This is a genomic window from Aeromonas sp. NJAU223, assembly GCF_051125555.1.
GTDB classification, from domain to species: domain Bacteria; phylum Pseudomonadota; class Gammaproteobacteria; order Enterobacterales; family Aeromonadaceae; genus Aeromonas; species Aeromonas veronii_G.
In genome coordinates this window covers 3,697,722-3,709,497 of the sequence record NZ_CP144204.1, presented here as the reverse complement: position 1 = coordinate 3,709,497, position 11,776 = coordinate 3,697,722, and the positions used below count along the sequence as shown (strand labels likewise).

At 63.9% G+C, this 11,776-nt stretch carries 10 protein-coding genes; 6 read left to right on the top strand and 4 right to left on the bottom strand.

Annotated elements, in window-relative coordinates:
• Positions 1 to 8: 8 nt before the first annotated feature.
• Positions 9 to 1,016: a diguanylate cyclase domain-containing protein gene (locus VZC39_RS16890; RefSeq protein WP_434668502.1), complete on the bottom strand. Its 1,008-nt coding sequence runs from the start codon at positions 1,014 to 1,016 to the stop codon at positions 9 to 11.
• A gap of 196 nt (positions 1,017 to 1,212) precedes the next feature.
• Here VZC39_RS16890 and VZC39_RS16885 point away from each other — a divergent pair, with 196 nt between their 5' ends.
• The 4 genes from VZC39_RS16885 (at position 1,213) to VZC39_RS16870 (ending at position 6,491) form a co-directional block, all read left to right on the top strand.
• On the top strand, positions 1,213 to 3,096 hold the full coding sequence (locus VZC39_RS16885; protein ID WP_434664030.1) for a diguanylate cyclase: 1,884 nt from the start codon (positions 1,213 to 1,215) through the stop codon (positions 3,094 to 3,096).
• 251 nt (positions 3,097 to 3,347) lie between these two features.
• Positions 3,348 to 4,937 carry a peptide chain release factor 3 gene (gene prfC / locus VZC39_RS16880; RefSeq protein WP_349922547.1) on the top strand — a complete coding sequence of 530 codons (1,590 nt, stop codon included), beginning with the start codon at positions 3,348 to 3,350 and terminating at the stop codon, positions 4,935 to 4,937.
• A gap of 173 nt (positions 4,938 to 5,110) precedes the next feature.
• Positions 5,111 to 5,449 carry a nuclear transport factor 2 family protein gene (locus tag VZC39_RS16875; RefSeq protein ID WP_349919475.1) on the top strand — a complete coding sequence of 113 codons (339 nt, stop codon included), beginning with the start codon at positions 5,111 to 5,113 and terminating at the stop codon, positions 5,447 to 5,449.
• Between the two features lie 100 nt (positions 5,450 to 5,549).
• On the top strand, positions 5,550 to 6,491 hold the full coding sequence (locus VZC39_RS16870) for a bile acid:sodium symporter family protein (RefSeq protein ID WP_349919473.1): 942 nt from the start codon (positions 5,550 to 5,552) through the stop codon (positions 6,489 to 6,491).
• Positions 6,492 to 6,647: 156 nt separating this feature from the next.
• Here the strand turns inward: VZC39_RS16870 and VZC39_RS16865 are convergent, their stop codons facing one another.
• The 3 genes from VZC39_RS16865 to VZC39_RS16855 form a co-directional block, all read right to left on the bottom strand.
• Entirely contained in the window at positions 6,648 to 7,109 is a 462-nt protein-coding gene (locus tag VZC39_RS16865; RefSeq protein ID WP_434664027.1) for an acyltransferase, read from the bottom strand.
• Positions 7,102 to 8,031 (bottom strand): bifunctional helix-turn-helix transcriptional regulator/GNAT family N-acetyltransferase, encoded by a 930-nt coding sequence (locus tag VZC39_RS16860; RefSeq protein WP_434664025.1) that lies wholly within the window; start codon positions 8,029 to 8,031, stop codon positions 7,102 to 7,104. The genes VZC39_RS16865 and VZC39_RS16860 overlap by 8 nt, the downstream gene beginning before the upstream one ends.
• 308 nt (positions 8,032 to 8,339) lie before the next feature.
• Complete coding sequence (locus VZC39_RS16855; RefSeq protein ID WP_434664022.1) at positions 8,340 to 9,377, bottom strand: alkene reductase; 1,038 nt, start codon at positions 9,375 to 9,377, stop codon at positions 8,340 to 8,342.
• A 170-nt stretch (positions 9,378 to 9,547) separates the two neighbouring features.
• On the opposite strand from VZC39_RS16855, the gene VZC39_RS16850 reads away from it, so the two are divergent.
• Together VZC39_RS16850 and VZC39_RS16845 are read left to right on the top strand one after the other, a co-directional pair.
• Positions 9,548 to 10,117 (top strand): TetR/AcrR family transcriptional regulator, encoded by a 570-nt coding sequence (locus tag VZC39_RS16850; protein ID WP_434664019.1) that lies wholly within the window; start codon positions 9,548 to 9,550, stop codon positions 10,115 to 10,117.
• Positions 10,118 to 10,229: 112 nt separating this feature from the next.
• Complete coding sequence (locus VZC39_RS16845) at positions 10,230 to 11,642, top strand: DUF2252 domain-containing protein (RefSeq protein ID WP_434664016.1); 1,413 nt, start codon at positions 10,230 to 10,232, stop codon at positions 11,640 to 11,642.
• Positions 11,643 to 11,776: the final 134 nt, after the last annotated feature.

The following is an 11,776-nucleotide window of genomic DNA, read 5'->3' as shown; positions in this document are numbered from 1 at the left end:
TGCGCCCGTCAGCGAGACAAGGGGTGGTGGTGCAGCCCCCGTTCGTTGACCTGCTCCTGATCCAGCAGGGGCTGGCCGCTCGGCTGGGCGATGTGAAAGCCGTGCTTGCCCCCACGCTTGACCTGATACATGGCCTGATCCGCCCGGGCCAGGGCGCTGCTGAAATCATCCTGTGGCCGGATGGCCGCTATCCCCATGCTGAGCCCCACGCTCGCCTCCCCGTTGGACAGCTCGAACGGGGTGGCGATGGCGTTGACGCACTGGCGGGCCAGGTGGCTGGTGCGGGGATCCTCGCTCGGCCAGGGCAGCAGCAGCACGAACTCGTCCCCACCTATCCGGCCAAGGGTCACCGTCTCGTCGCAGCACTGCTTCAGGCGCAGGCTGAGGGCGATCAGCAGCTCGTCGCCGGCACGGTGACCCAGGTTGTCGTTCACCTGCTTGAAGTCGTCGAGATCGATGAAACAGATGGTCTGATGGCTCTGGGGGAAGTGGCGCTGCAGGGCGGTGCGATTGAGCAGACCGGTGAGGGGATCCCGATGGGCGAGGCGGGCGAGCTGGTGCTCGTACTCCTTCTCGTGGGTGATGTCGATGTGGGTGCCCATCACCCGGATGGGGTTGCCAGCGTCATCCCGCTCCACCACCCGGCCCCTGTCCAGCACCCAGGTGACCTTGCCATCCTTGGCCAGCATCCGATGCATCACCTGATAGAAGGGGCTCTTGCCCGCCAGGTGATCGAAGAAGGCTTGCAGCACCCGCTCCCGGTCTTCCGGGTGCAGGTGGTCGCGCCAGACGTCGAAGTGGGCGGAGAGCTCCTTGGGCTGGTAGCCCAGCATGGATCCCCAGCGCCGGTTGAAGATGACGAGCTTGCCGCTCGGCACATGGTTCTGCCAGATGCACAGACCGGTGCCGTCCATGGCGGCATCCAGCTTCTCCCTGGCATCGTCGGCAATCCGCTTCAGGCGCTCGTTTTCCAGCAACAACTTGTCATAGGCCGCCTGCAGCTCCTCGTGGCTCATCATCCTTTCATCCCTCATCTGAACCCGCCTATAGTCGATGCAGAATTTTCTTCTGTAAAGAATGAGATAATGCCATTTTCTGGAATATGCGCTGGGCATCTCGCCCGCACCCGTGCTGGGCGTGGGCGGTGAGGATGGATATGATTGGGGCAATGGGCGCATTGTCCGCGCCATCGAATGGGGAGACTGCGACGGCATGAAGATCCTGGTGAGCAGGAGTCTGTGGTTAGGGTTGGGGCTGGTCCCGCTTTCGCTCTGGGCGGCGCTTCCCCCTCTTGGTGCATCCGAATTGTCCCAGACCTTGCAACAGCTGGAAGACGACAGGCCACCCCAGCAGGTGTTTCGCACCCAGGTGGCCGCCCTTGCCGAGCAGCGGGACGGATATCCGGCGGAGGCCCAGGGGCGGATCGCCCGTCTGCAGTGCTGGGCCCAGCCCGCCGAGCGGGACGAGGATTTTCGGCGGGCGGTGCGCTTTGCCGACGAGGCGCTGAAATGGGCACGGGCCCGCAAGGACAGGGTCAGCGAGAGCGGCCTGCTCGCCTGCCGGGGCTATCATCAGCAACTGCTCGGCAACATGGAGGCTGCCGGCCAGGACTATGACGAGGCGCTGACCCTGGCGCGCCGGCTCGGGGACGAGCGGCAGCGGGCCGACATCCTCAGCCTGCGGGGGGAGATGTACTCCTATCAGGGGGAGCTGGCGGAAGGGTTGATGGAGCTGATGGATGCCCATCGGCGCTACGAGGCGCTCGGGCTGGAGGGCAAGGGGCGGGAGGTGCTCGCCAAGATCGCCAACGCTTACCGCCGGATGGGGCTCTACGAACGGGCCCAGAACTATTTCCAGGAGCTGGAGCACGACTATCGGGTGGAGGGGGACGAGGAGCATCTGGTGGATATCCATACCCAGCAGGGGCTGCTCTATGTGGAGACCGGGGACTATGAGCGGGCCCTGCCCCTGATGGCCGAGGCCGAGCTCTACTATCTCGGCCAACAACAGGAGGGAATGCTGGCCTGGACCCGGATCGAGATGGCTACCGTCCTGCTCAATCAGGGCAAGACGGAGCAGGCCATGACCAAGCTGGAACAGGCATCGGCCCTGTTGCATCAGCAAGGCAAGGGGGCGGACAGCGTGACCCGGGGCCACTGGTATATCGTCATGGCCCAGGCCCTGGATGTCATGGGCAAGCCGACCGAGGCGCTGCGCTATCTGGATCAGGCCGAGCCCATCTTCACCAAGGAGCAGAATCTGCGCTTTCTGGCCTGGGTGCACGAGGTACGGGCCAAGGTGCTGGAGCGCCAGGGGCGGATCAAGGAGGCCCTGGTCAGCCTCAAGCAATATGTGCAGATCAAGCAGGATCTCGAGAAGATGCTGCGGGAGCAGCGCTCCTTGCAGATGCGCTTCGAGTTCGATCTGGCTCGCAAGGAGCTGGAGAACCAGACCTTGAGAGCCGGTCAGCAGTTGCAGGCCGAGAAGCTCAAGCAACTGCAGGAGCGACGTCACTGGCAATATCTGGTCGTGGCGCTGCTGGTGCTGGTGATGGGGATCCTGGTCATTCATCAGCGCAGCCGCACCCGCAAGATGCACCGCCTCGCCATGACCGACGAGCTGACGGGCATCCACAACCGGCGCCAGATCCAGGCCAAGGGTCGCAAGTGGTTCAGCCAGGCGCGGGAGGGGGGATCCCCTCTGAGCGTCTTGCTGCTGGACATCGATCACTTCAAGAAGGTCAACGACCGGCTCGGTCACCACGTGGGGGATTTGGTGCTCACCGCCGTGGCCCAGTGCATCGAGGAGCAGCTGCGCAGCCTGGACCGGGTGGGGCGCAACGGCGGCGAAGAGTTCCTGGTGCTGCTGCCCGACACCCGGCTTGACGAGGCGGCCGAGGTGGCGGAGCGGATCCGGTTGCAGGTCTCCCGGCTGCGTATCGAGGGGGTGCAGGCGGATCATCCCATTCACGTCAGCATCGGCTGCGCGGAGTACAACCCGAAGGATGACAACCTCGGTGAGCTGGTGCGCCGCGCCGACGAGGCCATGTATCAGGCCAAGCTGGGGGGACGCAACCGGGTGGTGAAGGTGGCCTGAGCCCGGCCTGCGTCATTGCGTTCCCGGTGACGCCGGGCTGGGTATTTTTCACTCGCGCGGGTATAATGCCGCGCAATTTTGCTTTGACTCAGGTGAGAAGACCCATGTAACACAACGCCTCTCTTTCCCCACCGATTGGCCATATGCCAGCTCGCGTGGCGCCGTTGTGTCTCTCCGGGCCTTGAGTCGAAGGCGTATCCCGGAATTATTCCCACGGTGGCCGAGGCCGCCGCTCAATAGAAGAACGCTGAATTATGTCTGCTGAATTTCTGAGTGAAGTCTCCAAGAGACGCACTTTTGCGATCATCTCGCACCCGGATGCGGGTAAAACCACCATCACCGAGAAAGTCCTGCTGTTCGGACAGGCCATTCAACGGGCCGGGACCGTCAAGGGTCGTGGATCGGGCCAGCATGCCAAGTCGGACTGGATGGAGATGGAGAAGCAGCGCGGCATCTCCATCACCACCTCGGTGATGCAGTTCCCCTACGCCGATTGCCTGGTCAACCTGCTGGATACCCCGGGTCACGAGGACTTCTCCGAAGATACCTACCGTACCCTGACGGCGGTGGACTGCTGCCTGATGGTCATCGATGCCGCCAAGGGTGTCGAAGACCGGACCCGCAAGCTGATGGAAGTCACCCGTCTGCGGGACACCCCCATCCTCACCTTCATGAACAAGATGGACCGCGAAGTGCGCGATCCCATGGAGGTCATGGACGAGGTGGAGCGGGAGCTCAAGATCATGTGCGCCCCCATCACCTGGCCCATCAGCTGCGGCAAGTCCTTCAAGGGGGTCTACCACCTCTACAAGGACGAGACCTATCTGTACCAGAGCGGTCAGGGCCACACCATCCAGGAGAAGCGGGTGGTGAAGGGGCTGAACAACCCCGAACTGGATGCCGCCATCGGCGAAGATCTGGCGGCGCAGCTGCGCGGCGAGCTGGAGCTGGTGCAAGGCGCCTCCCCGGAGTTCGACCACGAGGCCTTCATCGCCGGCGAGATGACCCCGGTCTTCTTCGGTACCGCCCTTGGCAACTTCGGTGTCGACCACATGCTCGATGGCCTCACCGACTGGGCACCGGCGCCCATGCCGCGCAAGGCCGAGAGCCGTGAAGTCGAGGCCACCGAGGAGAAGTTCTCCGGCTTCGTGTTCAAGATCCAGGCGAACATGGACCCGAAACACCGTGACCGCATCGCCTTCATGCGCGTGGTGTCAGGCACCTACTCCAAGGGCATGAAGATGCGCCACGTGCGCATCGGCAAGGATGTGAACATCTCCGACGCCGTTACCTTCATGGCCGGTGATCGTGAGCAGGCGATCGAGGCCGTGGCGGGCGACATCATCGGCCTGCACAACCACGGCACCATCCAGATCGGCGACACCTTCACCCAGGGTGAGGATCTCAAGTTCACCGGCATCCCGAACTTCGCCCCCGAGCTGTTCCGCCGCATCCGCCTGCGCGATCCCCTCAAGCAGAAGCAGCTGCTCAAGGGGCTGGTACAGCTCTCCGAAGAGGGGGCCGTGCAGGTGTTCCGCCCGCTCATCAGCAACGACCTCATCGTCGGTGCGGTCGGTGTGCTGCAGTTCGACGTGGTGGTCTCGCGCCTCAAGAGCGAGTACAACGTCGAGGCCCTGTACGAGGCGGTCAACGTCTCCACCGCCCGCTGGGTGGAAGGGACAGACGTCAAGAAGTTCGAGGAGTTCAAGCGCAAGAACGAGGTCAACCTGGCCCTCGATGGTGGTGACAACCTCACCTACATCGCGCCGACCATGGTCAACCTGCGCCTGGCCCAGGAGCGTCACCCCGACGTCCTGTTCCGCCAGACCCGCGAGCACTGATAGCCGTTCGCAAGCCTCGAAGGCTGACGATAGACAAGACCCCGCTTCGGCGGGGTCTTTTGTTATGGGCGCTTTTTGGGGGGAAGACGCGCCCCGTTCCGCGCCCCGTTCGGGGTTGATTGATGAATAAAAACAAAGGATAAGTGATTTAAATTTCAATCATGGAGAGAGATATGTCCGTCACCCTGCCCGTCGAGGCACAGTTCGCTGCCTACAATGCCCACGATCTCGAGGCCTTTCTGGCCTGCTTTGCCGAGGATTTCAAAGGCTACCGCATGCCGACGGAAAGCCCGACCACCGTCGGCAAGGGGGCGCTCAGCGCCTTCTACGCCGAGCATCGCTTCAACAACCCGGCCCTCAAAGCCGAGCTGTTGTCGCGTACCGTCATGGGCAACAAGGTGTTCGATCACGAGAAGATCCACGGCCTCTCCCCCGATCCTATCGAGAGCGTGGCGGTGTTCGAGGTGGAAAACGGCCTTATCCAGACCGCCTGGTTCTATTTCCCCGCCTGAGGATGGCTGGCTTGGCGGGCCTCCTGGCGACAAAGCTGATATAAGGGGAATTCATGGGCGGTTCGCTTGCCCATCACTATGACAACAAGGAGTTTTTTTCATGCTTGGACGCATCACCAACCTCTTCCCGCTCTGGGCCCTGTTATTTTCCCTGCTGGCCTATTGGCAGCCGGGACTGTTCGTCGGTCTCAAGGGGGAGATAGTCACCCTGTTGACCATCATCATGCTGGCCATGGGGCTGACCCTCAGCCCCCAGAATTTCCTCGACGTGGCGCGCAACAAGAAGGCCATCGGCCTCGGTCTGGTGCTGCAGTTCAGCGTGATGCCGCTGGCGGCCCTGCTGGTCAGCCTGCTGCTGGGTTTTGATGGGGAACTGACCGTGGGCATGGTGCTGGTGGGCAGCGTCGCCGGGGGAACCTCTTCGAACGTCATGTGCTATCTCGCCAAGGGGGATGTGGCCCTCTCCATCACCATGACCGCCCTCTCCACCCTGCTGGGGGTGGTGATCACTCCCCTGCTGGTACAACTGCTGGCGGGCAAGAGCGTCGATGTACCCGTGCTGGACATGTTGCTGAGCCTGGTCAAGATAGTGCTGATCCCCGTGGTGTTCGGGGTGCTTGCCAATGTCTTCCTCTCCTCCCTGACCGCGCGGATCGAACCCGTGCTGCCCCTGGTCTCCATGGTGGCCATCGTCATGATCATCGCCATCGTGGTGGCGCTCAATGCGGGCCAGTTCGCCACCATAGGGCCGATCGTGGCGCTGGCGGTGATCCTGCACAACGGCATCGGCATCACCGCGGGCTACTGGATCAGCCGCTGGCTCGGGTTCGAGGAGCGGATCTGCCGCACCGTCGCCTTCGAGGTGGGATTGCAGAATTCGGGACTGGCCACGGCGCTGGCGATGAAGTTTTTCACCCCCGCATCGGCCATGGCTGGCACATTGTTCTCTGTCTGGCACAACTTGTCCGGTTCCCTGCTGGCCGGATTCTGGGCCAAACGCCCCCTCGCGGCGGACAAGGGATTGAAAGAGACGACGGCCTGATCTGGGCCCGGGATTGTGACGCGGGAGGGCTGACCCCCCTGTGCGCCTTTGCTGCAAAATGACAAGACCCCGCCACGGCGGGGTCTTTTGGTGGTGGGCTCCCCCTTTGTTGACTTGAGGGAAACCGGGCCTGGGATGCGGGTGCCTGACATCGGGCTAGAAGGCGCGCAGCAGCCTGGCCGGGTTGCCGGCATAGGTGCCGGGGATGGTGATGTCCCGGGTCACCACGGCGCCAGCCCCGATGACGGCGCCCTTGCAGATCCGCACCGGCAATATGGTGGCGTTTGAGCCGATGGAGACCTCGTCGTCGATCACGGTGCGGCCCCAGTTTGCAGAGTCCGGATCCGGGGCTCCGCCCTGAAACAGGTCATTGGCAAACATGACCCCGTGGCCGATAAAGCAGCGCTCACCTATGGTCACCTGCTCACAGATAAAGCTGTGAGACTGGATCCGGGTCTCGCGCCCTATGCTGACGTTGGCCTGGATCTCCACGAAGGGGCCGACGAACACCTCGTCGGCCAGGGTGCAGCCGTAAAGGTTTACGGGTTCCACTATGGTCACCCGCGCACCGAAGCGCACATCCCGCACGCCCACGCATCGCCGCGTCGGTTCATTCATGCAATGCCCCTGATTTCAACGTCAACACCATGCAGATCTCGCAGGCGTCGTGACCCGTGTTGCCAAGCGGCCCCGGCAGGTGCTCGAAGCCGAGAGATTCATAGAGCGCGGTGGCTTCGCGCAGCACGGCGGTGGTCTCCAGGTAGCAGCGTCGGTAGCCCAGGGCATTGGCCTCGGCGAGTGCCTGCAACACCAGTCGCCGTCCCAGCCCCAGCCCGCGGAGGGTGGGCAGGAAGTACATCTTCTGCAGCTCGCACACATCCTCCATGCCCGCCAAGGGGGCGATGCCGCCGCCGCCGAGAATGGTACTGTCCGGCCCCTCGATGACCCAGTAGCGGCTGCGCTCCCCCTGATAGGTCTCATGGAGAAAATCGAGATTGGGATCCGCGACGCCGTAACCCTTGTCGGCGGTGAGACCGTATTCGGCGGAGACGGCGCGCACCACGGCGGCGATATGGGGATTATCGGCCTCTGTGATGGGACGAATGCGATAACCCTGCTGGCGGCGGGCCCGGGAGAGGGCGCTGCGATAGAGGCGCAGTCCTTCCCAGAGTTGTTCACGCTCCACCGGGCTGAGCTGGGCCAGGGCCTCGGCGGTGGCGCTGTCCATCTCCTGATGCAGGGCCAGCAACTGGGACTGGCCGGCGATGGTGAGGCGCGCCTCCTTGCTGCGTCCGTCAGAGGGGTGGGGGTGCCAGCCGATGAGGTCGCGATCGGCCAGGCGGGCCAGGGGGCGGCTGGCGTTGGACTTGTCGATGCGCAGCCGCTCCGCCAGTTGCTGGTTGGTGGCGGGGCCGTTTTCCAGCTCGATCAGCAGGTGAGCTTCCAGCGGGGAGAGGGCCAGGGCGCCGCACTGTTGGGAGAGCATGCCGAGTTCGCGGACGAGATCGCGGGAGAGGGCGCGCAGGGGTCGGGGATCCATCGGTGATTGTCCTTGTTTGGTTGTCATCAGCAACCAATATAGCTATGTGGTTGTTGATGACAACTTCTTTTTTCAGGACGGATCGATGGCGCAAGGAGAGCCTCAGGGAAGGGCGGACACAAAAAAGGGCCCGGGAGTGGGGCCCAAACATTGGAAACCTGCGCCAGGGCGCAGATCCCATCCTTGGTCAGGAAGATGGCCTGACACTTGCGCGTCGGCAGAGTGCAGGCCAGTGAGATTGTCGGCGCTTCACCGCCGCTCCGTTAGCCCGGGGATCCGCCAGGCCCGCGCGGTGTCGGTCGCCTGGGTCAGACCAGCTCGGCCAGCATGGTGTCGGCGTAGGGCACCAGGGGTTCGGCCTTCTTCACTCTCTCCAGATAGTCCGGGTTGGCGATGAGGGGGCGACCGATGGCGACGAGATCGAAGCGGTCTGCCTTGATGGCGTCGGCCGCGCTCTCGGCGCTGTAGTTGCCGACCCCGACCAGATGGCCGTCGTAGTGGGCCCGCAGGTAGTCGGAGGCGCGGCCATCCAGGTAGTCGAAGGTGAGGCTGTCATCGAAGATGCCGAGGTGCACATAGGCCAGGGTGCGGCCATTGAGCTCGGCCAGCAGGTGATCGAACACGGCGCGGTCGCGAGCATCGCCATCCAGGTGCACATAGGCACCGGGGGAGAGGCGAATCCCCACCCGCTCGCCGCCGATACGGGCCGAGATGGCATCCACCACCTCCAGGGCGAAGCGGCTCATGTTTTCCGGGGTAGCGCCGTAGGCATCGGTGCGCAGGTTGCTGGCGTGGTGCAGGAACTGATCGATGAGGTAGCCGTTGGCACCGTGGATCTCCACCCCGTCGAAGCCCGCCTCGATGGCGTTGGCGGCGGCCTGGGCGTAATCCTCGATGAGCTGCAGTATCTCGGCCACCGTCAGGGCGCGGGGCACCTGATAGACCAGCTCGCGCATGCGCGGCACAGTGCCGTCATGGGCGATGGCGGAAGGGGCCAGCACTTCGCCCTGATGGAAGAAGGGGTGGGAGAGGCGACCCACGTGCCACAGCTGGGCGAAGATCTTGCCACCCCTGGCATGTACGGCATCGGTGACCTGTTTCCAGCCAGCGATCTGCTCGGGGCTGTAGATCCCCGGCGTGTTGGGATAACCCTGGCCGTCCGGGCGAATGATGGTCGCCTCGGAGATGATGAGGCCGATATCGGCACGGCGCGCATAGTAGGCGGCCATCTGCGCGGTGGGAACCAGACCCGGTCCCGCCATGCAGCGGGTCAGGGGAGCCATCATGAAGCGGTTGGCCAGGGTCAAGGTGCCGTTGAGGCGATAGGGTTGAAACAGGGTATCCATGGTCAGCATCCTGGGAAGTATCATTCTTGAACGTGCATTCAAGACGCTTTTTGGTTTGTGTGCAAGTATTTTTTGAGCGAGCATTTTACGGCCATTGGTCTTGCTTGCCCCCTCGGGGTAAACTTGCCGCCTTTTTTGCCCCAGCCAGGGGCCCTCTCAATGGAGAACCCATGCGCATTGCCGAGTTCGACCGGGACCATGTCCTGCGAAGTGCCATGACGGCGTTTCGTGCCAAAGGGTATGCCAAGACCACCATGCAGGAGCTGGTGGCGGCCACCGGTCTGCATCCGGGCAGCCTCTACGCCGCCTTTGGCAACAAACGCGGCCTGCTGCTGGCGACGGTCGATCACTATGTGCAGGAGAAAGGCGTTGAGCGCCGCCACCGTCTGGAGAGCGCCAGCCCCCTTGCCGGCCTGCACGCCTATCTCAACCAGCTGGTGGATGACGCCCTGCAGGGCTCCTGCCTGGTGACCCGCACCCTGATGGAGCTGGCGGAGCAGGATGAGGAGATCTACCTGCGCTGCAAGGTCATCTATGGGGAGCTGGAGCAGGATCTCGCGGCGCAGTTGCAGCGGGCCCGCGAGCAGGGGGAGCTGGCGGATGACAGTGACATTCCCACCCTGACCGCCTTCTTGCAGGTCAATATCCAGGGGATCATCACCTTCGCCCAGTGTCGCCCCGACCGGGCGCTGCTGGATGGCGTCATCAACCAGCTGATGGCGTCCCTGGGGCCCCGCTAAGCCTCGCCAAGCCCTGTTACCGCTGGTCTCTTCGACGGATTTTTCCCCCATCCCTTGCTCTCGCTGCCAGCCTCTTCCATCTTGATGGGACTGTGTCAGGGAGCAAGCGAACATGGCCAAACCATCCCAGTCCCGGGCGATGCTGCAACACTTCACCGCCCCCCGTATCTCCATCGCGGAACGCTTCGCCGCCGGCAAGGCCCTGCGCGAGCAGATCCCCCGTGAATCCCATGCCCTGCTGCCCGAGCCTGCCCCCGGGCGGGATCCCATCGCCGTGCTCAAGGCGCAGGCCCTGACTCGCCTGGCGCAGCTGGTGCCGGTGCGCCATGCCCGCATGCAGGAGTCCCCCTTCGCCTTCCTGCGCGGGGCGGCGGCCATCATGGCTGGGGATCTGGCGGCGACCCCCAGGACCGGGCTGATGGTGCAGGCCTGCGGTGACATGCACGTGGCCAACATCGGCCTCTATGCGAGCGCCGAGCGCAACCTGGTGCTCGCCATCAACGACTTCGACGAGACCCACCTCGGCCCCTGGGAGTGGGATCTCAAACGCCTAGCCGCCAGCGCCCTGGTGGCGGCACAGTACCTGGGGGCCGATCCGGCGCGTCAGCGGGAGGCCGCCAGCAGAGTGGTGGCCGGTTATCGCACCAAGCTGCGGGAGTACGGCAAGATGGGGTTTATGGAGGTCTGGTACGACAGGCTGGATCAAGCCTCGGTGCTGGACGCCTTCTCCGCCGATGCCCACAAGCGGGTGGAGGCCTCTTTTGCCAAGGCGCGCGGTCGCGACCATTTGCAGGTGCTCGACAAGATGACGGATCTGGTGGATGAGCAGCACCGGATCCGCGAGATCCACCCCTTCGTCATCCGCGAGACCCACACCGAGGACGGGGAGCCGGTCTATGAGGTGCTCGGGGAGCTGCTGGAGGCCTACCTCGCCTCCCTGCCGGCGGACAGGCGCATCCTGCTCAAGCGCTACCGGATCCTGGACGTGGTGCGCAAGGTGGTGGGGGTGGGCAGCGTGGGCACCCGCTGCTGGGTGATCCTGCTGAGCGGGGCCGACGATGACGACCCTCTGTTTCTGCAGGTCAAGGAGGCGCAGCCCTCGGTGCTGGCACCCTATTTCGACTCGGAGGCGGAGAGCGGCAGTCAGGGGCAGCGGGTGGTGCGGGGCCAGCGCCTCATCCAGGGCTCCCCCGACATCTTCCTCGGCTGGTGCGAGCTGCGGGGGCGCCACTTCTACGTGCGCCAGCTGCGGGACATGAAGGGGGGCATCGACATCACCCCGGGCGTGGTCAAGCCGCGCCACTTCGTCGAATATTGTCAGCTCTGCGGCTGGGCGCTGGCCCTGGCCCACGCCAAGTCGGGAGATGCGGCGCGCATCGCCGGTTACCTCGGCAAATCGACCGTGATGGACGAGGTCATCGCCGATTTCGCCGTGGCCTATGGGGAGCGTACCCGGGAGGATCACGCCCGCCTGCTGGCCGCCATCGCCAGCGGCGACCTGCCGGTGGCGAGTGAAGCCCGCTGAAGATCGGCTAGGTCGTTTGGCATGAGGATTCACTGGCCGAGTTGAATGAGGGTCATCTGCTCCCTTCTCCCCTTGCGGGAGAAGGGTTGGGGATGAGGGGGCTGTATCAAGGTTTGTGCTACACAAGCCAGACA